General features: G+C 58.2%; 20 protein-coding genes and 2 pseudogenes. 11 read left to right on the top strand and 11 right to left on the bottom strand.

Annotation, left to right across the window (positions count from 1 at the left end; translation table 11 throughout):
* Nucleotides 1-43: 43 nt before the first annotated feature.
* The 9 genes from HOP51_RS15405 to HOP51_RS15365 all read right to left on the bottom strand — a co-directional run bounded on the left by HOP51_RS15405 (nucleotide 44) and on the right by HOP51_RS15365 (nucleotide 7,040).
* Complete coding sequence (locus HOP51_RS15405; protein ID WP_234274799.1) at nucleotides 44-730, bottom strand: GntR family transcriptional regulator; 687 nt, start codon at nucleotides 728-730, stop codon at nucleotides 44-46.
* Nucleotides 731-850: 120 nt separating this feature from the next.
* Complete coding sequence (locus HOP51_RS15400) at nucleotides 851-1,606, bottom strand: carboxymuconolactone decarboxylase family protein (protein WP_234274798.1); 756 nt, start codon at nucleotides 1,604-1,606, stop codon at nucleotides 851-853.
* Nucleotides 1,603-1,992 carry a cupin domain-containing protein gene (locus tag HOP51_RS15395; protein ID WP_234274797.1) on the bottom strand — a complete coding sequence of 130 codons (390 nt, stop codon included), beginning with the start codon at nucleotides 1,990-1,992 and terminating at the stop codon, nucleotides 1,603-1,605. Before HOP51_RS15395 ends, HOP51_RS15400 begins: the two co-directional genes overlap by 4 nt.
* A 10-nt stretch (nucleotides 1,993-2,002) precedes the next feature.
* Nucleotides 2,003-2,896 carry an NAD(P)-dependent oxidoreductase gene (locus HOP51_RS15390; protein WP_234274796.1) on the bottom strand — a complete coding sequence of 298 codons (894 nt, stop codon included), beginning with the start codon at nucleotides 2,894-2,896 and terminating at the stop codon, nucleotides 2,003-2,005.
* A 172-nt stretch (nucleotides 2,897-3,068) separates the two neighbouring features.
* On the bottom strand, nucleotides 3,069-3,482 hold the full coding sequence (locus tag HOP51_RS15385; protein ID WP_234274795.1) for a carboxymuconolactone decarboxylase family protein: 414 nt from the start codon (nucleotides 3,480-3,482) through the stop codon (nucleotides 3,069-3,071).
* 41 nt (nucleotides 3,483-3,523) lie between these two features.
* Nucleotides 3,524-4,975 (bottom strand): aldehyde dehydrogenase family protein, encoded by a 1,452-nt coding sequence (locus tag HOP51_RS15380; protein ID WP_234274794.1) that lies wholly within the window; start codon nucleotides 4,973-4,975, stop codon nucleotides 3,524-3,526.
* Between the two features lie 4 nt (nucleotides 4,976-4,979).
* Nucleotides 4,980-5,852 carry an NAD(P)-dependent oxidoreductase gene (locus HOP51_RS15375; protein ID WP_234274793.1) on the bottom strand — a complete coding sequence of 291 codons (873 nt, stop codon included), beginning with the start codon at nucleotides 5,850-5,852 and terminating at the stop codon, nucleotides 4,980-4,982.
* A gap of 40 nt (nucleotides 5,853-5,892) precedes the next feature.
* The gene (locus tag HOP51_RS15370) at nucleotides 5,893-6,219 is read right to left on the bottom strand and encodes an NIPSNAP family protein (RefSeq protein WP_234251474.1); all 327 of its coding nucleotides are present in this window, start codon (nucleotides 6,217-6,219) and stop codon (nucleotides 5,893-5,895) included.
* Between the two features lie 11 nt (nucleotides 6,220-6,230).
* Complete coding sequence (locus HOP51_RS15365; RefSeq protein WP_234274792.1) at nucleotides 6,231-7,040, bottom strand: N-acyl homoserine lactonase family protein; 810 nt, start codon at nucleotides 7,038-7,040, stop codon at nucleotides 6,231-6,233.
* 310 nt (nucleotides 7,041-7,350) lie between these two features.
* Between HOP51_RS15365 and HOP51_RS15360 the strand changes: the two genes are divergently transcribed.
* The 11 genes and pseudogenes from HOP51_RS15360 to cml all read left to right on the top strand — a co-directional run.
* Nucleotides 7,351-8,283 carry a Bug family tripartite tricarboxylate transporter substrate binding protein gene (locus HOP51_RS15360; protein WP_234274791.1) on the top strand — a complete coding sequence of 311 codons (933 nt, stop codon included), beginning with the start codon at nucleotides 7,351-7,353 and terminating at the stop codon, nucleotides 8,281-8,283.
* A 61-nt stretch (nucleotides 8,284-8,344) separates the two neighbouring features.
* Nucleotides 8,345-8,785: a tripartite tricarboxylate transporter TctB family protein gene (locus HOP51_RS15355; RefSeq protein WP_234274790.1), complete on the top strand. Its 441-nt coding sequence runs from the start codon at nucleotides 8,345-8,347 to the stop codon at nucleotides 8,783-8,785.
* A 7-nt stretch (nucleotides 8,786-8,792) separates the two neighbouring features.
* Nucleotides 8,793-10,301 (top strand): tripartite tricarboxylate transporter permease, encoded by a 1,509-nt coding sequence (locus tag HOP51_RS15350; protein WP_234274789.1) that lies wholly within the window; start codon nucleotides 8,793-8,795, stop codon nucleotides 10,299-10,301.
* A gap of 439 nt (nucleotides 10,302-10,740) precedes the next feature.
* Nucleotides 10,741-11,763 carry a C4-dicarboxylate TRAP transporter substrate-binding protein gene (locus tag HOP51_RS15345; RefSeq protein WP_234274788.1) on the top strand — a complete coding sequence of 341 codons (1,023 nt, stop codon included), beginning with the start codon at nucleotides 10,741-10,743 and terminating at the stop codon, nucleotides 11,761-11,763.
* Between the two features lie 177 nt (nucleotides 11,764-11,940).
* A pseudogene (locus HOP51_RS15340) lies at nucleotides 11,941-12,405 on the top strand (TRAP transporter small permease subunit); the annotation flags it as partial.
* Entirely contained in the window at nucleotides 12,398-13,702 is a 1,305-nt protein-coding gene (locus HOP51_RS15335) for a TRAP transporter large permease (RefSeq protein WP_234274786.1), read from the top strand. The pseudogene HOP51_RS15340 and the gene HOP51_RS15335, both read left to right, overlap by 8 nt.
* Nucleotides 13,703-14,158: 456 nt before the next feature.
* Nucleotides 14,159-14,701: an HD domain-containing protein gene (locus HOP51_RS15330; protein ID WP_234274785.1), complete on the top strand. Its 543-nt coding sequence runs from the start codon at nucleotides 14,159-14,161 to the stop codon at nucleotides 14,699-14,701.
* A 172-nt stretch (nucleotides 14,702-14,873) separates the two neighbouring features.
* The gene (locus HOP51_RS15325; protein WP_234274784.1) at nucleotides 14,874-15,137 is read left to right on the top strand and encodes a helix-turn-helix transcriptional regulator; all 264 of its coding nucleotides are present in this window, start codon (nucleotides 14,874-14,876) and stop codon (nucleotides 15,135-15,137) included.
* Nucleotides 15,127-16,392: a type II toxin-antitoxin system HipA family toxin gene (locus HOP51_RS15320; RefSeq protein ID WP_234274783.1), complete on the top strand. Its 1,266-nt coding sequence runs from the start codon at nucleotides 15,127-15,129 to the stop codon at nucleotides 16,390-16,392. Before HOP51_RS15325 ends, HOP51_RS15320 begins: the two co-directional genes overlap by 11 nt.
* Before the next feature lie 259 nt (nucleotides 16,393-16,651).
* Nucleotides 16,652-17,893: an NAD(P)/FAD-dependent oxidoreductase gene (locus HOP51_RS15315; protein WP_234274782.1), complete on the top strand. Its 1,242-nt coding sequence runs from the start codon at nucleotides 16,652-16,654 to the stop codon at nucleotides 17,891-17,893.
* Nucleotides 17,894-18,270: 377 nt separating this feature from the next.
* Nucleotides 18,271-19,463, top strand: a pseudogene (gene cml / locus HOP51_RS15310) (CmlA/FloR family chloramphenicol efflux MFS transporter); the annotation flags it as partial.
* A gap of 70 nt (nucleotides 19,464-19,533) precedes the next feature.
* On the opposite strand, the gene HOP51_RS15305 reads toward cml, so the two are convergent.
* Together HOP51_RS15305 and HOP51_RS21075 are read right to left on the bottom strand one after the other, a co-directional pair.
* The gene (locus HOP51_RS15305; protein WP_234274781.1) at nucleotides 19,534-20,949 is read right to left on the bottom strand and encodes a hypothetical protein; all 1,416 of its coding nucleotides are present in this window, start codon (nucleotides 20,947-20,949) and stop codon (nucleotides 19,534-19,536) included.
* 252 nt (nucleotides 20,950-21,201) lie between these two features.
* Nucleotides 21,202-21,528, bottom strand: a 327-nt coding sequence (locus HOP51_RS21075; protein ID WP_455423588.1) for a hypothetical protein, incomplete at its 5' end; no start/stop codon positions are given.

Genomic DNA, 21,528 nt, shown 5'->3' with positions numbered 1-21,528 from the left:
GAAACGCATGAGTTAGTAACCGATCACCACACGATAGCTTCTATCACGAAGATTTTTGGCCACTTAAGCCTGCTTTAGAGTCAAGATTCCGCAATGCAACCTCACAAGCATTCATGACGTGCATACTAGCCGTCTCTTGAGCCTTTTCCGCATCTCGATCCCGAAAAGCTTGAACCAAAGTGTCAATTTCCTCTAGGCTCTTGGGAAGCCGGTCTGGGTTTATAAGGGAAGTCGCACGCAACATGTTGATCCGGGAGTACAGCCCCCGCAGGATTTCCCAGACAAGTTCGTTACCGCAATTTCCTAGCATGGTGTCATACAGTCGCGATTTGGCTTGAAGCACCTCCTCACGGCTGTTGTTCTGTGCCGCACGCCCCAACTCTTGAGCTGCCTGCGAAAACTCTTCGATCATCTCATCCGAAGCTTTAAGTGCAAACTCTCGCGCAGCATAGCCTTCCAAAACTGCACGAAGCGCATATATTTGGCGCGCCTCTTCTCGCGAAATAGTGGCAACGATAGGACCTTTGTACGGGATAATCTCGACGAGTTTTTCCGCTTCCAAGCGCCGTAACGCTTCGCGAACCGAAGCTCGGCTTACCCCGAGATCTTCGCAAAGTTCGCGTTCGATCAACCGTTCGCCCGGGAGATACAAACCGGACATGATCGCGCGACGAACGGTGTCCTCAACCTTCTGACGCAGCGTATCTGGTTGAATTACCCCGATTTTCATCATGTCTCACCGCTGTTACCTGACAAATTTTCGAAGATATTAACATGTCACCAGGAGAGCCGCAGAATCAAATCCCTGGACATTCGACACACCTGGGCGCGTGTCCGTTCCCAACACATCTCAGGTGCTACCATACCGTGCAAGTTCCTCCCTCAGAATTGGCGCAGCCATCTCTGCACCATGCATTCCGATAAGGCTCACGACCTCCAGCACTTCCATCAACTCCTCCTTGGTTGCGCCGTAGCCGAGGGCATTCTTCATGTGCATCCTCAGCCCCGGGACGTAGAGGTGTGTCGCGGCAGCATCAAAGGCACAATAGATGAACTCCTTCATTTTGGGCTCTAATACGCCGTGCCGCCACGGATAAGCGGAGAAGTCGAGGTATCCTTCGAAAAAATCCGGGTCCAATTCCAGCAAACCGTCCCAGAAAGCATGCCAATACCCTCGGTCGCGGGTGAAATCCGCCTTCAGCTCACCCTGCCGTTCCGTCAGCGGACCGGACGCCTCGTGCCGACCGGTTTCCTCTAGCACCTCCAGCAGCAGGGGAACGCCGATATTGCAAGCATGGATACCGAGCGTAGCGGTCAAGGCAAGCACCTCCGCCAGCTCTTCCGCCGAGGCTCCCGCTTCGATTGCGTTGCGAACTTGCCGCCGTACTCCAGGGGCGTAAAGATGGGTGGCGGCGGCAGAGGCCGCCAACCCCACGAGCGCCCGGTTCTTGGCTCCGAGGAAATTTTTTCGCACCGGGACGGAAGCCATCCGACGCCATGTTTCGAGGAACCCAGGGGAGAGTTCAGCAAGCGCCTCCTGCTCTTCATCCCAATAGCCAAGTTCTCCCTCCACCTTGCGACGAAGGTCGGCAGCGTGTGAAGTCATTCTGTCGCCTCCGCGAATTGCGCCGGAGTCACCTCATCCTGCCAGTCCGTTTTGCCAAGGGAAATCGCCGTATGCAGAAGATAGCTGTTCGAAGCGGCCCCATGCCAGTGCACCTCTCCCGCGGGGATCCAAACGGTATCGCCGGTCCGAATGGCTCGTGCCTTTTCCCCCGCAAGGCAGATCCACCCCTTACCGGCGACGACCTGCAGGATCTGGCCTTGTTCATGGGTATGCCAATGGGTCCGGGCGTTCGGAGGGAAGAAAACATTGTTGATCGTCACCCCGTCGGTCATGGGCATGACCGGATCGGCCCAGACCTCTCCCGAAAAGGTAGCGCCTCGCATTTCGGATGGGAGACTTTCAGTTCGGCCATGAAAGATTTGCATGATTCTCTCCTTATGCCTGATGAAGGCGAATTCCACCGGAAACATCGCCGATGGCATCGACGACACGATTGGAAATGACATCTCCGTAACCAAGCGCGGTCGCGAGACCAAAGCTTGCCATAGGGCCGGAGGTATTCAGGGAGGCGACACCGAGTTCGTGTAGCAGGTCGGTGTACAGCACCACATCCTTGGTCATGAGTTTGGAGGTCAGGCCGCCTTCGAGGTAGTCGCCATCGACAATCCTTGGAAAGCGGTTCAGTGTCGCGAAATTCACACCGCTGGAAGCATTGATCACCTCGAGCAACCGGTGCAGATCGAGGCCCGCTTTCTTCCCGGCCACCATTACCTCAGCCGTGGCGGAAAGACTGACGGCGTTCAGGAAATTGTTCAGCAGTTTGGTGGTGTGCCCCGCCCCGCTGCCGCCCATCAGGACGACCGTCTTGGCGATAGGCGCGAACACATCGTCCAACCTGACTAGGGCAGCCTCCTCACCGCCGACCATGAGGGTCAGAGCCCCCACCTCTGCAGCTGCGGCACCGCCTGAAATACCGGCATCCAGGTAGGACACTCCCTTTTCAGCAAAGCGTGCAGCCAACCGACGGGTGGTGGATGCCGAAGACGTGCTGAGATCGACGATGATCTGCCCCGACCGGGCATTGGCAAGGGCACCACCTTCACCTTCGACGACCTTTGTCACTACCTTGCTGTCCGGCAGAGACATAAGGACGATTTCGGTCTTGCCGACAACCTCCGCGATGGACTCTACAGGCTCTGCCCCCGCCGCTGTTACAGCGGGGGCATTCGGATCAAAACCGAGAACCCCGATTCCGGCATCGACAAGGCGCCGTGCCATTCGTCCGCCCATATTACCCAACCCAATGAAGCCGATAAGCCTTTCACTCATGAAGTACCTCCCAATTCAGAAGAAACGGCCAGTAATCCGAAGTCCGGAGAGGGGCCAACGCCATTAGTGACGAAAGGTGACGCTTCGCCTTACACGGATATGATCTTTCGAAGGGCACTCAACCGAACGGTTTCGCGCATGACGTTCGGTCAAGCCGCCTGTCCATTGCGATTCAAGAGACTTCCGTCGCATCATTCCCCTGAGCAGCCTCCCACTCGCTGATCGCATGACTTGCCGTGCGGAAAGCGGCTAGCGCTGCCGGAGCGCCACAATAAACCAGAGTCTGTAACAAGACGCCCTGAATTTCGCTGCGACTTACTCCGTTGGTAAGCGCTCCTTTCACATGCACGGCCAGCTCGTGTTGCTGATTCATGGCGGTCAACATGGCAATGTTGATCATGCTGCGCGTCTTGAACGATAAACTCTCATCCCCCCAAACTTCGCCCCAGCAGTACTTCGTAACGAGGCGTTGCACCGGGCGATTGAAATCGTCAGCTGCAGCCCAAGATTTTTCGACATGCTTATCACCAAGAACAGCCTTTCTATTTCCAAATCCTTCGTAAAACATTTCACTCTCATCACTCATAACATCAGTCTCCAATTTTCTTTTCTTGGCGATTATGGTTTTTAATAAGATAGCTCGGGGTGATAGCCAACTATCGCTTTAGTCTCAAGGTATTCTCGCAAACCGGCCTCGCCCCATTCTCGGCCATTCCCCGATTGCCGAAACCCACCGAAAGGTGCATGGAAATCGGCCGAGGGGTAGTTGATATGTACCTGCCCACCTCGCAGCTTACGAGCGACTTGCCGCGCACGATCGAGACTGCCGCTTTGCACGTAGGCAGCAAGGCCATAATTTGAACTATTGGCGATCTCGATGGCTTCCTCTTCACTATCGTAGGCAAGGATCGAGAGCACCGGCCCGAAGATTTCCTCTCGTGCAATGGTCATCTCCGGCGTCACTTCAGTGAAAATCGTGGGGCGTACGTAGTAGCCTTTTTCCAACCCCTCGGGCCGTTCCAGCCCACCGACCTGCAGCGTTGCACCTTCGTCGATGCCTCTCTGGATGAGCTTGCGAACCCGCTCGAACTGGGCACGGTTCACCAGGGGACCCAGGTCGGTCTGCAGATCCTTGGTATCGCCGAGCCGGAATTTAGCCGCAGCCGCAACTGCCAGCTCGACGACCTCCGGCATTTTCGCGCGCGGCACGATCATGCGGGTAGGAATCGAGCAGGATTGGCCAGAGTTAGTAAAGCAAGCCGCCACCCCCTTTTGCACGGCCTCGGTGAAATCGACATCGTCGAGCAGGATATTGGCCGACTTGCCGCCAAGCTCCTGGGCAACCCGCTTGACGGTCGGCGCGGCGGACTTTGCCACCTCGATGCCCGCCCCGGTCGATCCGGTGAAAGAAACCATGTCGACCAGGGGATGCGAGGAGATGACGGAGCCCACATTCGGCCCGTCTCCGTTCACCAGATTGAACACACCGGGCGGAACGCCAGCCTCATGTAAAACCTGCGCAAAAAGGATCGCGCTGACCGCCGAAAACTCGCTAGGTTTCAGCACCATGGTGCAGCCCGCCGCGATGGCAGGCGCAACCTTCACCACAACTTGGTTGATCGGCCAGTTCCACGGCGTAATCAGACCGCACACACCGACCGGTTCATGGCGCAGCCGGGTGGTCCCACTCCTGCCATTCTCCTCGAAGGAGAACCGCTCCATTACCTCGATCAACGCATTCAGGTGCAGCGCCCCACGAGCCGCCTGTGCCTTGCGCGAAAAACCGATAGGGGCTCCCATTTCCTGTCGCATCGCCTCGGCGAACTCTTCCCGCCGCTCTTCGTAAAGCGCAAGAATCCGGCGCAGAAGCGCAATCCGTTCCTCCGGCGTGGTTTCGGAAAAGGCGGGAAGCGCCGCATGCGCGGCCTGGACCGCACGCTCCACATCCTCGGCGCCGCCCAGAGCGAGCGTACCGAATTCCTCTTCGGTTGCCGGGTCGATCAGGGGGAACCGTGCAGGGGAAACAGGCGCCACCCAAGCTCCATCGATGTAAAAGCGGCTCAGATCGGGAAGGGACATCGGCTCACTCCTCCTCGGCCAGCAGAGCATACATTTGGGTATGGTCGGTGGAGGCATCGACGCTCACGGCGATTTCATGCCAAAGCGCGATACTGTGTTGGCCCAACCGCAGCGGGTAGGACAACGATGCGGCCAGATCGCGTGCGATGCCCAGGTCCTTGTCCATCAGGCGCAAGCTGAACCCCGAGGCATACGTGCCGCTCAGCATGAACTGTGCGACCTTGTTCTCCGAAGTATTGGTACGTCCAGACGATGCATTCAAAACTTGAGTCATCACTTCGGGGGCAATGCCGAAGCGCTCAGCCACATGCAGCGCCTCGACCGTGGCAAGAAGCCCCGAGGCAGAGACAAAATTGTTCAAGGCCTTGGCCGCGTGTCCTGCCCCCGCTTCGCCGATGTGTAGAATTGATCCCCCCATGGCCTCGAGTACGGGCTGCCACTTGTTTCTCAAAGGCGCCGCACCGCCGACGAGGATCGCAAGCGTACCCTCGGTCGCCCGTTTCACACCGCCCGAAACCGGCGCATCGAGGTAGCCCAGCCCCTTTTCCTTCAGCCGATCCCCAAGCTCGCGTGACCGCACCGGGCTGGAGGAACTCATGTCGATCACGGTGGCCCCAGTCGCCAGCTTATCGACCCAACCCTGCGTCAGCAGCACGTCCTCGACGCTATCGGAATTGGGTAGCATGGTAATAAGAGCATCGAGATTCCCCAGCGTTTCATCCGTAAGCTCCCGCGCCCCCAATTCCGCGCACAGTTCCGCCGTGCGTTCGGTATTCACGTCTTTCAAAAGCAGCACGTAGCCAGCGCGAGCCAGGCAGCGCGCCATCGGAGCTCCCATCATGCCGAGTCCGACGAAGCCAATCGTAACCTGATCCATTTCTCCTCCTATGGTGAAACTTCAGTGGACCCTTCGGAAGTCAACGCAGCGCGGAAAAGTCGGTGGGGATGAGAAAAGAGTTTTCGATACGAGTGACGATGGGTTTCTCTCGCTCCGTCTCCGCACGGCGGGCGATCCATTCCGGATCCTGCTGAAAAGCATTCCAGCGCGCCTCGCGTTGCGCCATGTCTTCCCACTTGAGCAAGTAGGTAAGCGCGTGATTGTCTGCACCAACCGCTGTCGTCCAGAATCCGATCTGTTCGATCCCGTACTTATCGAAAAAACCGAGAGTCGTCGAACGGAATCGGTCCAGCAGAGCCGGAAGCCTGGTCGGGGCACAGTAATAAATACGCATTTCAACGAGCATCTTATTTTCCTTTATTGATCGTGTGGGTTGACCGGCGGCAAGTCGAGTCGTGCAATCCAGCCGTCGCTGTCGGCATATGCGGGCGGATAAATGGACAGCACCTTGGGATCATGCCCCGGAATGACGTGGGCCTCGGAGTCCGCCAGCTCGCGAACCCTCTTGTAGCCCTCGAACATGTCTCCCAGGTTGAATACGACGGGATAGGCCAGCCTGAGCTCGAGATTGGCGAAGTAATGTGCCGCGTCGGAGGCGAGAACGACCCAGCCCCGCTTCGTGCGCACACGCAGGATTTGCAGGCCGTCCGAATGCCCGCCGACACGATGCAAGGTAATACCCGGCAACAGCACGTCTTCCGGCTCACGAAAACTCAGACGCCCCGAGAAAAGACGGTCGATCATCACCTTCACGTCTTCGACGGCATAGGGATGATTGATTTCGGGGTGGCACATGCACCGGCCGGTGCAGAAGGCCAGCTCACGCTCCTGAACGTGAAAGCGGGCATTGGGGAAAAGGTGATGATTGCCCGCGTGGTCGTAATGAAGGTGGGTCAGGACGACGTCCTTAACCTCCGCCGGGGCGATACCCAGTTTCGCCAACCCCTCTTCGACCGGACGCACGATCCTGCGCTTTCGCTTGTCGGCCATCGCCTGATCGAAGCCGGTGTCCACGACAATGGTATGCACCGCGTTGCGGATGACCCAGATGAAGTAATCCATGGCCATCGGGCCGTCGTGGATGTCTCCCCCGAGGAAATTCTCCCGGGCACGCCGCTCATGCTGCGCATATTTTATCGCATAGATCTCATACGTATCGGAACTCACGCTCGGCTCCCCCTCTGTCTCCTTTGACCCGTTCGGCCACACTCCAACCCTAAGCGACACATCACGATCCTTGCATATTGTCATACAATAGGTCAATACGACAAATACACTCCGCTTCCTGGCGTTCGCCTATCGACTGATTGACAGACTGTAAGACAATATGTCAATCATTGCACCACAAGTTCGCCTTGGGGTCGAACACATTGGACGTACAAAAACGAATAGAGCACCCAACAACCAAAAATGGAGTATGGCCATGAGGAAGATCCAAGCATTGATCAAGGGCTCAGTGGGAGCGATAGGTCTTGCCATGACGGTGGCCGGCCCGATGACCGCTATGGCCCAGGAATTTCCCAACAAGCCCATTACCATCATCGTGGGAGCGGCACCGGGCGGAGCGACCGACCTTCTCGCCCGCCTCATGGGGCGGGAAATGAGCGAGTACTTGGGCGCGAACGTCGTCATCGAGAACGTGCCCGGCGCAGGCGCGACCATCGGCATGACACAGGGTGCTTCTGCCGAGCCCGACGGATATACGCTCAGCTTTGGCAACATGGGGCACCTGGCAGCCAACGTTGCCATCTACGACGACCTGCCCTTCGATCCGATCGAGGATTTCGAACCCATCGGGAACGTCGCCAACGTGCCCATGGTGCTGACGGTGAGCAACCAAAGCGGGTTTGAGACCCTCGAGGACTTCCTTACCTACATGGAAGAGAACCCCGGGCTTGCCAACTTCGGCACATCCGGGCCCGGATCAACGGGCTGGCTTGCCCCCAGCCTCTTGTTGAGCCTCGCTGAGCTCGAGGCCGAGCTGGTCACCTACCAAGGCGCAGGACCGGCCCTGAACGATCTGTTCGCAGGTGTCATGGACGCCCAAATCGATCAGACGGCCACGATGATTCCGGTGCATACAGAAGGCCAGGCCAAGGCGCTCGCCATTACGAGCGAGGAGCGGATCGACCAGTTGCCGGACGTGCCGACCTTCGCCGAAGCAGGCATGCCTGAATTCGACATGGTCGTGTGGAACGGCCTGGTCGCTCCCGCCGGAACCCCCGAAGACGTTCTCGTGCGACTCGAAGAGGCCGTCAACCATGCCCTTGAAAGCGAGGCGCTCAACGAACGCTATGTCGAACTTGCCATGCAAGCCCCGTCCCCCGAGGTACGCGGTCGCGAAGCTTTCGGAGCGCTGATCCAATCGGACGTCGAGCGCTGGCTCTCCGTACTCACCGACATGGACTAAAGCATCGCAGGCGCTGCGGCCAAGCAGCGCCCCCTTTCATCACACGGAGGAGGCTGGCGAGATGTCCGACAACGCCCTTTCCGCATATCTCTCGGCAGGGGCCGTCGCCCTCTTGGGCGGAGGCTTCATACTGGGGTCGGCAGGCCTTGACGTTGGTACGGCCCGGTCGATGGGGCCGGGGTATTTTCCCCAACTTATCGGCTATCTACTCGTAGGCAGCGCAGCACTCATCGCTCTTTTAGATCGGCGCCCAGCAACGGAGAGCGCAGATTTCGCACCTTTCCTCAGCGTCACAGCAGCGATATTGGCCTTTGCCGTCTTGGTACGTATTTTCGGTTTCATTCCCGCCCTGGTGGCTGCGGTTGTGATTTCAGCCATGGGCGACAGGGCGTTCGACTGGATGCAGTCGATATTGGTTGCAGCAATGCTGTCGGTTTTCAGCTGGATAATCTTTGTGCTGCTCCTGGGGCTGCGCATGCCACCATTCAGCTGGCCATTGTGAGGCACAAATGATCGAAAACCTTCTCCTTGGCTTTTCACAAGCGCTAACGGTCGAGAACCTTTTTTACTGCTTTACCGGTGTATTCGTAGGCACCTTCATTGGCGTTCTGCCAGGTGTTGGCGCCTTGGCAGCGGTTTCACTGCTCCTTCCGGTAACTTTCTATCTTGAACCGCTTTCCGCTCTCATCATGTTGGCGGGCATCTTCTATGGTGCAGAATACGGAGGGTCAATCGCGGCTATCCTGCTCAATTTGCCAGGCACCACCTCCTCTGCTGTCGTGTGCCTCGACGGTTATCCCATGGCCAAGAACAACCGGGCCGGTGTTGCGCTCTTCGTTACGGCCATCGCCTCCTTTATCGGCGGGTCTATCGGTATCGTGTTGCTGATCGCACTTACCCCAACCTTTATTGCGCTGGCACTCAATTTTAGTGCTCCGGAATATTTTTCGGTCATCGTATTTGGTCTGATCGCGGCCTCGACCATATCGCAGGGATCTCAAATCAAGAGCATAGCCATGGTGCTTACTGGACTTGGGCTTGGGACGGTCGGCATGGACGTGAACACCGGCATTCCTCGGTTAACCTTCGGCATGCGCGAACTCTATGATGGTATTTCCATCGTCGCCGTCGCCATGGGCCTGTTCGGCGTATCGGAAATCATCGCCTCAGTCCGCTATGCATCTCGCCAACACCCCAGGATCAAGGTTTCGATGCGAGACATGCTACCCACCTGGAGCGAAACTCGGCGGTCCGTTTTACCGATCATGCGCGGCACCTCCATCGGTAGCCTTTTCGGTGCCCTTCCGGGCACAGGGGCAACGGTCGCCTCGTTCATCAGCTATGCCATCGAAAAACGCGTCTCGCGCCATCCAGAACGCTTTGGCAAAGGAGCCGTAGAAGGAATCGCAGGTCCGGAATCCTCCAACAATGCAGCGGCCCAGACCGCCTTCATCCCCACTTTGACGCTGGGCATCCCCGGCACCGCGACCATGGCCCTGATCCTGGGTGCGATGATGATCCACGGCATTACCCCGGGTCCCTCCATGATCAGCAACGAGCCTGTTGTATTCTGGGGGCTGATCGCAAGTTTCTGGATCGGCAACGTCTTTCTCCTGATACTCAACGTTCCGCTCATCCGGTTCTGGGTCGCCGTTCTTCAAACACCCTATCGCCTCCTCTACCCCGCAGTCATCGGGCTGATTTGCATCGGCGTTTATAGCATCAATCGATCAGTCTTCGACGTCTATCTGGTCTTCATCCTGGGAATCATGGGCTATGGCATGCGGCTTCTCAATTTCCAGCCCGCTCCCCTCTTGCTCGGTTTTGTCCTTGGTCCATTGCTTGAGGAAAATTTCCGCAGGGCATTGATCATCTCACGAGGCGACTACAGCATCTTCTTCGAGCGCCCGATCAGTGCAGCTGTCCTGGTGCTATCACTGGGTCTGCTTATCCTGGCCCTAAGCTCGAATATCCGCCAGAAATATAACGCAAAAACCCGAACCTCCGGCTCGGGGTGAGAAACCCTTTGTCCCCGAACCGCTCCGTGCCCCCGAATGTAGAGCCTCCATCCGTCTCCTTCCCTTCGGCACTACCGGCACCCAGCGCATTCGTCTCAGGCAGCGTCGGCGAGGCAGCGCAATCGCGAGGAGACTGGAGGCTAGCTCATTGAAAACGCAAAGAATTATTAAGCGATGCGAAGTGTACAAGCGCCGTACGGCATTACGATCTACATTTCACATTGACATATTGTCGGACAGTATGACAAAAATATAGAGGTAGGAGAGGGACGGGCTCAAAGTCCCGGGCAAAACAACAGAATCCTACGTAGTGACGGCACCCACCCATGCTGCGTATCGCGCGAAACTGCGCACAGCCTCGGTAAACGCGCAGAGCGCTATCGTCGGCAGTAATAGGCGGGGCAATGAAAATCCGTTTAGTTCTCCTTTAGGAGGGGTAATGAAAATCATAAAATCGACAACCCTCGGTGCAGCCATGCTCACGGCAACCATGAGCAATACGGTGATTGCCGAAACCCTGCGTTGGGGAGATCATTTCCCGGAATGCTGTAACATGTACACCAAGGCTGCCGAGTGGATGGCAGAGGAAGTGAACGAACGAACCGAGGGGGAGCTACAGTTCCGAATTCAGTTCGGCGGAGTACTAGCTTCTGTCCAGGAAACCCCCACCGCCATCGAAACCGGCATGATCCACATGGGCAACATCGTTGTCCCCTACTTCCCCGAACAGATGCCGATCAACAACGCACTGCCTTTTTTCACCCCGAACACGCGGAATCAGAGAGAGGTCGGAGAGCTTTGGCTTGAATGGCACGAAGAGATACCAGCCTTCTCCGAAGAGTTGGCACGCTATAACGCAAAATTGATCACAGTGCGCCCACTCTCGAATTACGGATTCTTCTGCACTACACCGATCGAAACTCTCGAAGATTTCAGAGGCAAGCGTATTCGTACCTACGGCGTGGCCCTGCCGGCTCTGGTCGAGGCCTTAGGCGGTGTTCCAGTCAGCTTCGTTGATGTCGAAATGTACGAGGCAATGAGCAACAACATTCTCGACTGTACGACTTCCGATATTGGCTTCGTGGACTCGTTCCAGCTTCATGAAGTGGCATCCTACTTTATCGACGTTCCCCTCGGTGCCAACTGGGGTCAGATCATTGCGATGAATCTCGATAAATACAATGCACTTCCCGAAGATCATAAAGCCATATTGGAAGAAATAAAGCATGAACATCTGGATGAGCTTCTGCGCCTTTTTGAAGAAGAAGAGGCTCGCATAAAGGCACATTGGGAAGAGGAAAACTTGGTTGAAATCATCGACTTCCCAGACGATGAATTTCTTGAGGTGGCCCTTCAAGCCGAAGGCGTTCAGGCCGCAAGGGAAAGCTGGGTCCAGCGTGCAATAGCAGCTGGAATGTCCCCAGAGGATGCTCAACGCGTTGTGGACGACATCACCGAGTGATTGTCACTACTACCACGTGGAGCGAGGCCGAGGGCTTCGCTCCATATTCTCAATGGCGGAGGATATCGCCAGATGCTAGCACGCACGTTCAAAACGGTCTATCGGCTGTACGGGAAGATACTGTTTCTGGCAGCGCTGATCTCTGGAATCGCCACCTTCATCATCATGTGGCTAATTGCACTGAGCGCCCTGCTGCGAACCGTATTTAACGCTCCCATTCCGGCATCGGTCGAAATCAGTCAGGCCCTACTGGTCCTGTGCATCACATTCCCTTTAGGTTACACGCTGATGAAACGCGAACACGTGAGAACGGTAGCTTTCTCACATCGTTTCCCGGCTGGCGTACAAAGGGCCATCTACGCACTTTGGATGGTCCTCGGCTGCTTGGTTTTTGCGGCAGCTACCTTGGGGACGTTTCGATACGGAATGCGCTCCTACCAAGTGAATGAAATGGTCTGGGGGGCAGCGATTCAATTTCCGCTTTGGCCCTCCAAGCTCGCTGTCAGTGTAGGCTGCGGCCTTCTGACCATCCAGTTCGCACTCGAAGCGATCGGGACGATTCTCGATTCGAAATTCATGCCTGTCGAAAACGACTCCCTGGACACCAACTCGAACGAATCTTCGAGGGTAAATCATGTCTGATCTATTCATCGGCCTTGCGGGGACCGGTCTCCTCTTCGTTCTCATTTTGTGTGGCGCGCCGATCATGCTCGCGCTATTCAGTATAGGGTTCGGTGGCATACTCTTGATGAGCGGATGGATACCGTCGATATCACTGCTTGGCACAATCATCTACCCAGTGGTTAGTGCCTTTCACTTCAGCGCCATCCCAATGTTTCTTCTCATGGGTTTCTTCGCTATTCGCGCCGGAATCGGTGACGACCTCTTCGAGGCCTGTTCAAAATGGTTTGGTCGTTTGCCGGGAGGCCTCGCGCTTGCTAGTACAGGTGCCACGGCAGCTTTTGGTGCGGCCTCTGGTTCCAGTGTCGGCACCGCAACCCTGTTCACGAAATTGGCGATGCCGGAAATGGTACAGCGCGGTTATGATCGTGGATTTGCCGCGGCCTCCATTGCAATCGCGGGAACGCTCGCGGTACTCATTCCACCTAGTGCACTGATTGTCGTCTATGGCATCCTGACCAATGCTGCGATAGGCAAACTCTTGATAGCTGGCATCATACCCGGCGCCATCTTTGCCGTCCTGCTTGCGGCGACTGTACTGACAATTTCTCTGATTTCTCCAGAAAAAGCCCCAGCGAATGACAGCGTCTATACCTTGAAGGAAAAGCTCTGGTCGCTTCGGATGATCGGCCCCTTGGTTCTTGTCATCACGATCATGCTGGGAGGCCTGTACGGTGGCGTTTTCACCCCCACCGAATCTGGCGCAGTGGGCGCTTTCTCGACCTTTATCATGGCGCTCATTCGTTGCAACATTCGTGAAATAAAGCTAGGGCAGTGCTTGACAGAAACGGTAGTGCTTACGGCAATGATCTTCGCCATTATTATTGGCGGCCTCATCTTCGCCCGCTTCCTCGCGCTCAGCGGAGTGTCTTCCTTCATTCAGGACATACTTGTCAACGGCACCTTGAGCGTTTGGATGGTGGTGACAATCGTTACCTTAGTCTACCTGCTCATCGGCATGTTGATGGACGCCCCTTCGCTTCTCGCCATTTCCTTGCCCATCACGCATCCGGTCATGATGAGCCTTGGCTTTGATCCAATCTGGTTCGGTGTCTATGTGATCATTCTCGCAGAGATCGGCGCCGTGACTCCCCCTATCGGGCTGAATTGCTTCGTGGTTAAAGGCGCGGCGGGGAATCTCGTCAAGCTGGAGGAGATCTTCAAAGGACTGGTGCCTTTCATCTTTACGGCCTTCATAATGCTTGCGCTGCTGCTGGCTTTCCCGAATATCGCCCTGTGGCTGCCAGGAAAAATGTAAGTACCATCCGAGTTAGATCGCTTAGGAGGGGAGCCCCCCCCCCTCTCTAACCCCAACCTGAGGTGCCGGATAGGCTGCAGTCCGGCTGGTATATGTAGCCGTACTATGTTCGGACGATAAGAATGCCGTCATCCTATCCTGTGCACCTTCTCCCGCACCATCGAGCAGAATGGCAAAACTTCACGACCCCCGTTGCTCTGCATCTGAAGGTGGATGACGGCAAGTTCACCCCTCTCCAGCTATACGAAGACACCCTGCTCATCAGCCAGGCGTTTGGCACCGCCGATACCGCGCCTGCGGTCGGTCCGACCGATCTGCCCAAGAGTCTCAGGGCGGGGATAGGTAACTCGGTCCCTCCCCCTGCGTGCACCCACGTGGAAACCCGAGGCCGAGCGAACTCTGGCATCATGATAGTAAAAGATGAGAGTAGAAGGTGGCGCGGAGAGAGTTACCACGATGGACGACATAGCCGAACGGGCGGCGCTGTTCAGCGGGGCCGCCCATCAAGCCGTGGGCCAGCGACGCAAGTACACCGGCGAGCCCTACTGGCAGCACCCGGCGACCGTGGCAGAAATGGTGGCGGCCGTGGAGGCGGCAACAGCAGAGATGATCGCCGCCGCCCACCTGCACGACGTGCTCGAGGATACCGCCGTGACGGCGCTGGACATCGAAGAGTGCTTCGGCCAGCGGGTCGCCGTCCTGGTTCAGGAACTGACGGATCAATTCATCGATCCGGAAATCGGCAACCGCGCTCACCGCAAGGCGCTGGAGCGCGACAGGCTGGCTCAGGTTTCCCCGGAGGCGCAGACCATCAAGTACGCCGACCTGATCGACAACACCATCAGCATCGTCGCGCGAGACCGCGGCTTCGCCCGGGTCTACCTGACCGAGAAGCGCCGGCTGCTGGAAGTGATGACAGCAGGAGACGAGGCGCTGAGACGCCAGGCATGGAGCGTATTGACGGAAGGCGAGGCCAAGATCCGCGGCCTTGCGCGATAACCCGGGAAATACTGCATAAAGCAAGAGCGACCTTGAAAAAATTACCGATCGGTAACTTTCACTGCAAACCGAGCCTTGATCATCTTAATAATTACCGATCGGTAATTTTCTCATTGCGAATCAGTAAATCCATGCCTAGAATTACCGAACGGTAATTGCCAGCGGATTTGCCATGCCGACCACTGACTCCCCGCCTACCCAGGCCGCTACCATTCGTCACAGCGAAGACCTCGGCAAGCTGGTGCGTCAGTTGCGCGCCGAGCAGGGGCTGTTGCAGATCGACCTAGCCGGCCTCGCCGGCACCGGCAATCGCTTCATCGTCGACCTGGAGCGCGGCAAGCCGACACTGCAATTGCAGAAGGTGCTGGACGTACTCGACCTGATGGGGCTCGAGGTGGTGGTGCGGCGCAAGGGTGGCAACCGCCATGGCGAGTGACGATACCCTGGAGCTTTACCACGGCGACAGGCATGTCGGCCGGCTGCATGACGCCCAACCGCTGCGCTTCGAGTATGCCCCCGCTTGGCTGGCGCACCCTGAAGCGGTGAGTCTCTCACCCACCCTGCCCCTCTCGCAGCAGGTGCACGTAGGCGATGTGGTACTGGCCTATTTCGAAAACCTGCTGCCGGAAGGCGACCTGCGCCATCACCTCGAGCTTCGCCACCACACCACTACCGTATTCGGGCTGCTGAAGGCCACCGGCGGAGACACGGCCAGCGGCTTCACCCTGCTGCCGCCAGGAGAAACACCCGCTCCGCCGCACTATCGGCCCACCAGTTGGCAAGCACTAGCGGAACACCTACGGCACAAGGAGCGGGGGCCTCTGCTCTCGCAGCAGAGCGAAGAGGCGCGGATCTCGCTGGCCGGCGCCCAGAACAAGTTGCTGCTGATGGTGCAGGCAGACGGAAGCCCCGCCATCCCGGAAGGATCTGCCCCTTCCAGCCATATCCTCAAGCCGGATATTCAAGGCCTGAGAGGCGTATGGGCCAGCGCCATCAACGAGACCTTCTGCATGCAGCTGGCCGCCGAACTCGGGCTCGAAGTCGCCGAAGCCAGCTACCAACCCGACACCCGCGCCTGCCTCGTGCGCCGCTACGATCGGGTGCCCGACGAACAGGGCCGGTTGCGTCGCCTGCATCAGCTCGACTTCTGCCAGCTTGCCGGTACACCCTCGCTGATCAAGTACGAAAGCGACGGCGGCCCGGGCCTGGCGCGCTGTCGTGAGCTCATGCAGCAGGTGGGAGCGCCAGCCCAGGACTTGCAGCGCCTGATCGCCTGGTTCTTCTTCAACCTGCTGATCGGCAACAACGATAGCCATGCCAAGAACCTCGCCATTCTCTACACCGAGGAAGGCCCCCGGCTGGCACCGTTCTATGACCTGATGAGCACCACGCTCTATAGCGGCCTCGCCCGCCGCTTCGCGTTTCGCATCAATGGTGAGGATCGTCCCGGCAGCATCGAACGCTCACACCTCAAAGCGCTGGCACGTTCGATGCGGTTCCAGCCGCGCTACTTCATCAAGCAAGGCCTCGAACTCGCCGAACGAATGCCGGCAGCCATCGACGCTACCCTCGCAAACCTGAGTTCCGAAACGCACCAAGGCACCGAGCAAACGCTACTGGAGAGGCTACACCAGCGCCTGTTGAGCAACTGCCGCAAGCTGCCGGAGCGGTGGGAAATTGGGAGCGGTTGAGTGGACCATGGCGGCCCTCAGCTCAGTGCAGCACCTACACTATCGGTAATGGCGCAAGCAGGCCCAACAGCCAGCCACAAACAAAACCCCATTCATCCCAGTTAACACGGGCAAATATTCTGCCATTACATGCAGATATGGTGTCTTTATCTTAATTCTCAGCAGGTAGCCGATTTTCCGGGAAGTACTGATAAACTCCGCGCAATGACAGACTCTGCCCCGGCGGAGCTTTCCATTTTCCATCGGCAGGGAGACCTTCATGGCCCGCAAAATCATCGTTCTTGGTGCCGGCATGGTCGGCGTATCCGTGGCCTGGCATCTGGTGCGTCGCGGCCATAGCGTCACGCTGGTGGACCGCCGCGAGCCGGGGCTCGAGACCTCCTTCGGCAATGCCGGCATCATCCAGCGCGAGGCGGTGCGCCCCTACGCCTTCCCCCGCGATATCGCCACCCTGCTGCGAGTGGTGCCCAACCGCCAGGTGGACATCCGCTACCGCCCCACCGGCATGCTGAGCGCGGCGGGCCCACTGCTGGACTACTGGCTGAACTCGAGCGGTAAGCGCTACGAGCGCATCGTGACCGAGTGGGCCTCGCTGATCATGCGCTGCCAGGATGCCCACGCGCCGATGATCGAGGCCGCCGGCGCCGAGGCGCTGGTGCGCAAGGGCGGCTGGCTGGAGCTTTACCGCACCCAAAAGGAGTTGGAGGAGCGCCAGAAAGAAGCCCAGGAAAACCACGAGCGCTTCGGGGTGGAGTATGAGGTGCTGGACGCCGAGGCGCTCTACGCCAAGGAGCCGCACCTGGGCAAGGGGCTGGTCGGGGCGATCCACTGGACGCAGCCCTGGATGGTCTCGGACCCGGGCGGCCTGGTGCAGGCCTACGCCCGCAGCTTTGCCGAACAGGGCGGCCATGTGATGAAGGCCAGCGTCGAGGACGTGCTCCAGGTCGAGGGCGGCTGGCGAGTCGATACCAGCGAAGGCCCCCTGGAAGCTGAGCAGGTGGTGGTGGCCCTGGGCCCCTGGGCCGGAGAGCTGCTGGCCAGGCTGGGCATGAAAGTGCCGCTGTTCGTGAAGCGCGGCTACCACATGCACTACTCCGCCGAAGGGGATGCCAAGCTCAACCACTGGGTGATGGACGCCGAGAAGGGCTTCCTGCTCGAACCCATGCGCGCCGGCATTCGCCTGACCACCGGCGCCGAGCTGGCCGACCTGGAATCGCCGCCCCAGTACAAGCAGTTGGCCGCCGCCGAGAAGGTGGCACGCAAGCTGTTCCCGCTGGGCAAGCGTCGCGACAGCCAGCCCTGGAAAGGTGCCCGCCCCTGCCTGCCCGACATGAAGCCGGTGATCGGCCCCGCCCCCAACAAGGAAGGGCTGTGGCTCGCCTTCGGCCACGGCCATCAGGGCTTTACCCTCGGCCCGGCCACCGGCGAACTGCTCGCCCAGATGATGGATGGCGAAGAACCCGCGGTGGATATGGCACCGTTTCGCGTCGATAGATTCTGAAAGCCAAGTCATAACGAAAGCGGGCGCCCTTGAGGCGCCCGTTTTTGTAGATTCACGTACTGGTTGGAATTAGCGTAGGAATGCCTATTCCCAAGTGTCGCGTGACGAAATTTCAGCGCAGGGAGCACCGCAAAGGCTCGATAGATCGAGACACTGGCCAGTCTCTTCCCTTGGCTGGTAGTATCCATGGCGCCGTTAGGCCAATTCACAGAGGCACGCACGCATGGACTCTAAGAAGTCAGACCGCTAAGCCGCAACAACCTTGCTTCCTCGTTGTTGCGGCAGCCTGCTTGGCCCACCTGACCCATTACATGTAGGCCGCCGCCAAATACCTCGATTTGCGCGGAGATTTCATCGTGCCTGCTCAAAACCCTCGGCTGTGGACGTACAGCCTGCCGGCGGCCCTGCTGCTGCTGGCTCCCTTCAACATTCTCGCTTCCCTCGGTATGGATATTTACCTGCCGATCGTTCCCGCTATGCCGGGCATTCTCGCAACCACGCCCGAGGTGGTTCAGCTAACCCTCACTCTCTACATGATTATGCTTGGCGTGGGGCAGATCCTCTTCGGGCCACTGTCAGACCGCTTCGGCCGGCGCCCGATTCTGTTTGGTGGCGCACTGGCCTTTGCTGCGACCTCCTTCGCCCTTGCGACCACGACCTCGGCCTGGCTTTTCGTTCTGCTACGGCTGGTGCAAGCAACCGGGGCGGCCGCCATGTTGGTAGCAGTCTTCGCCACAGTTCGAGACGTCTATGCCGAGAGGCCTGAAAGTGCGGTTATCTATAGCTTGTTGAACGCCATGCTCGCCTTCGTGCCCGCGCTTGGCCCTATTGCGGGCGCCTTGATCGCGAGCGCTCTCGGCTGGCGTGCCATCTTCCTTGCGCTCGGGATTCCGGCATTCATAATGCTCGTCTTCGTACTACCCAAGTGGCATGAGACACGCCAAATCAGGACACAAACCAGTAGAGCCGGCTTCGGGACCGTGTTGAGGAGCCCTAATTTCTGGACCTATACGCTGGCTTTCGGCACGGCCATGGGTTCGTTCTTCGTGTTCTTTTCCACAGCTCCACGTGTCTTGATCGACAGGGCCAGCTTCTCAGAACTGGGCTTTAGCTTCGCCTTTGCCACAGTAGCCCTCTCCATGATCGCCACGACGCGCTTCGCCAAGAGCTTCGTAGCACGCTGGGGTGTCCCCGGCAGCGTGTTACGCGGCATGCTGGTGCTACTACTCAGTGCCGGCCTGCTAGGGCTGGGCGAAATATTTCTACCGCCCTCCTTTTGGTCCTTCATCTTGCCGATGTGGCTAGCTGCCGTCGGCATCGTGTTCACCACTGCCGTTACTGCCAATGGTGCACTTCAGGAATTCAGTGAAATGGCGGGCACCGCCGTCGCCCTGCATTTCTGCGTTCAGAGCCTCATCGTCGGTGTGATAGGAACGGGCGTCGTGATAGGGCTGGGTGGCGACACCGCTTGGCCCCTCACCGCCTATACGGCGGGCATGGCGGCGTTCACCTTGGCTTCACTCTTCTGGTTGACTAGTCGCCAGCGGCGGTAGAAAAAAGCGCTGCACCAAAAAACGATCCGGCCCAGTGGGGCCGGATCGCTCGTGTCAGGCACTCAGCAAACTTGTGGACCAGCTACGCTATAGCTGTGGCCAAGCAAAGCCGGGCCCGACCTTGTTTAGTTCTTTATCGCCTGGCGGCTGAAAGTCGGCCGCGGCCAACTCAACCGGCTCATCGATCTCCTCATCGATCTGCGCCGCAGGGTCGCGTCGATGAAGCTTCGGCGGCGGTGCTACCCAGGCTCTGAGCCGCTGGCCAACCTGCTGATAGAAATGCGGCACGGCCTTCTCCAGTTCCTCGATGAATATCTTGTTCCCGGCGAAACGGTGCCCAAGATCCGCCATATAGAAGATTTCGAAAGCGCTAGGCACCACATCGGTAGCGGGTGACTCCAAGGTGGTTGCGTCTTCCAGCACACGCGCCAGGGTTTCTTGGGTTTCTTCCGCTCGTCCTGGCCGCACTGCTTTGACGAACATGCTCTCCGTCTCCGCACGAGTGAGCTGCTTCGCCAACCAGTTCACCCTCGCTGAGCTACGCTTCTTGTCCTGAGGGGCTGCGAGGCGCATGGAGCAGACAATGGTCCGCTTGGTCAGGTCTGCGGTGACATTGAGATCTGCGGCAGCATCGGGCACCTCAAGGCAGCAACAGAGCACCTTCTGCTTGGCAAGCAGATCACAGTCTTCCTTGAGTCGAACAACCGGGTCAATGCGATGCGCTTTCGGCAGCTTCAGCTTTACGGGCCTGCCTAGCTGGCGACTCATCACCAGACACAAATCGCGCTGCTCCTGGTGCCAGCTCGAAACCGTATTCTCGACTTCTTCCGCATTCTTGCTCAGCACAGCGCCGCTCTTGACCTTGCCGACGACCTCTTTCCATTCTCGATTCATGCTGTCGAAGCGTGTAATGCCACTGGAATCGTGGCTCAAGTAGCGCAGCACCTCCTCCAGCAGGAAGCGTTGGTCTGGGGAAGCGATTTCACCTGACTCCAGCAATAGCGTCGCCTGAGTGACGGCGTACATCCAGGACCAGTGGTATAGCTCGATGCCCTTCAGCATCGACTTGGGCACCTTCACCGGATGGTGGGAAGGCATGGCCACGAACTGATTGGTAATGGTGATGACAGCATCGACCTTGTGCTTCTTGGCCTGCAGCAGGTACTGCTTCAGCTGCTCTTCCCCCACTTCGGCGTTGCCGATCTTGGCTTCGATCAGAGCCGTCCAGGTCTTGCGGCCCGATTTCAGCACAAGCAAGCCGTCCGGTCGGTCATTCTTGGCGGCGTCCGGCTCGGCTTCCAGAACGATCTCCGTCCAAGCCCCCAATGCCGCGCGGCTGCCCACACGCACACCCAGCGACGCCAGCATCTGCTGACGAAACTCATGCACACCCCGCAGGGCGGCCAGCAAGACAGAAGCGGCTCGCTGCTCACGGCTGGTATCGGCGACGACGGGTATGAGCCGGGCCACATCAGCCCGCTTGACGAAATCGGGACGCTCCATGAGCTATCTCCTGCGTATTGTCATTGTTCTTTTAGGCACCGCTGCGGCACAGCGTCTCACTAAGAGCTGTTGTCAGACGTTAGTCTCAAGCAGCTCAGCTCTTAGTGTGTCAGCACTCCTCTCTCATTCAGCGTAGCCGCACTCATCAAAATTCACCATTCAGGCTCAACGGTCGAAGAGATACAGGCCCAAGCCCGACTCATCGAATGCGGCGGAGTAATATTTTCTTCTGGGGAAAAGTGGTACGAGGCCTTAGAAGAGATGCAGCAGGACCTGGACGACCATCTGGTCACCTACGACACGAGACGACTGCATCAGGCCCGCAACATGATGGGAGCAACGCCCTATGCCGTCTTCAAGAAAGGGCCTTGAGGCGACTGACGGCAGGCTCCTCGCGCGAGGCCGAAAGCCCTGAGGCCGCTTGCGCACCTGCCAACCCTTCAGCTGTAGGATTCGCTGTATCGGCTTGCGATTCTCACCCAGGACACACGCCAGACGGCGATAGCCGTAGGTGGGAAAGCGCTCCAGGGCCAGCTTTACCCTGCTGGCCAGCTCTGTATTGATCACACGACGCCGCGG

Origin of the sequence: Billgrantia zhangzhouensis (assembly GCF_021404465.1) — a bacterium.
GTDB classification, from domain to species: Bacteria; Pseudomonadota; Gammaproteobacteria; order Pseudomonadales; family Halomonadaceae; genus Halomonas; species Halomonas zhangzhouensis.
The sequence above is the reverse complement of the archived record's forward strand: the minus strand, read 5'-3'. Positions and strand labels throughout refer to the sequence as shown.

Bases quoted from the DNA above. Each gene is read 5' to 3' on its own strand.
- HOP51_RS15405 (WP_234274799.1), bottom strand. From the start codon at position 730: ATGAAAATCGGGGTAATTCAACCAGATACGCTGCGTCAGAAGGTTGAG.
- HOP51_RS15400 (WP_234274798.1), bottom strand. From the start codon at position 1,606: ATGACTTCACACGCTGCCGACCTTCGTCGCAAGGTGGAGGGAGAACTT.
- HOP51_RS15395 (WP_234274797.1), bottom strand. From the start codon at position 1,992: ATGCAAATCTTTCATGGCCGAACTGAAAGTCTCCCATCCGAAATGCGA.
- HOP51_RS15390 (WP_234274796.1), bottom strand. From the start codon at position 2,896: ATGAGTGAAAGGCTTATCGGCTTCATTGGGTTGGGTAATATGGGCGGA.
- HOP51_RS15385 (WP_234274795.1), bottom strand. From the start codon at position 3,482: ATGAGTGATGAGAGTGAAATGTTTTACGAAGGATTTGGAAATAGAAAG.
- HOP51_RS15380 (WP_234274794.1), bottom strand. From the start codon at position 4,975: ATGTCCCTTCCCGATCTGAGCCGCTTTTACATCGATGGAGCTTGGGTG.
- HOP51_RS15375 (WP_234274793.1), bottom strand. From the start codon at position 5,852: ATGGATCAGGTTACGATTGGCTTCGTCGGACTCGGCATGATGGGAGCT.
- HOP51_RS15370 (WP_234251474.1), bottom strand. From the start codon at position 6,219: ATGCTCGTTGAAATGCGTATTTATTACTGTGCCCCGACCAGGCTTCCG.
- HOP51_RS15360 (WP_234274791.1), top strand. From the start codon at position 7,351: ATGACGGTGGCCGGCCCGATGACCGCTATGGCCCAGGAATTTCCCAAC.
- HOP51_RS15355 (WP_234274790.1), top strand. From the start codon at position 8,345: ATGTCCGACAACGCCCTTTCCGCATATCTCTCGGCAGGGGCCGTCGCC.
- HOP51_RS15350 (WP_234274789.1), top strand. From the start codon at position 8,793: ATGATCGAAAACCTTCTCCTTGGCTTTTCACAAGCGCTAACGGTCGAG.
- HOP51_RS15345 (WP_234274788.1), top strand. From the start codon at position 10,741: ATGAAAATCATAAAATCGACAACCCTCGGTGCAGCCATGCTCACGGCA.
- HOP51_RS15335 (WP_234274786.1), top strand. From the start codon at position 12,398: ATGTCTGATCTATTCATCGGCCTTGCGGGGACCGGTCTCCTCTTCGTT.
- HOP51_RS15330 (WP_234274785.1), top strand. From the start codon at position 14,159: ATGGACGACATAGCCGAACGGGCGGCGCTGTTCAGCGGGGCCGCCCAT.
- HOP51_RS15325 (WP_234274784.1), top strand. From the start codon at position 14,874: ATGCCGACCACTGACTCCCCGCCTACCCAGGCCGCTACCATTCGTCAC.
- HOP51_RS15320 (WP_234274783.1), top strand. From the start codon at position 15,127: ATGGCGAGTGACGATACCCTGGAGCTTTACCACGGCGACAGGCATGTC.
- HOP51_RS15315 (WP_234274782.1), top strand. From the start codon at position 16,652: ATGGCCCGCAAAATCATCGTTCTTGGTGCCGGCATGGTCGGCGTATCC.
- HOP51_RS15305 (WP_234274781.1), bottom strand. From the start codon at position 20,949: ATGGAGCGTCCCGATTTCGTCAAGCGGGCTGATGTGGCCCGGCTCATA.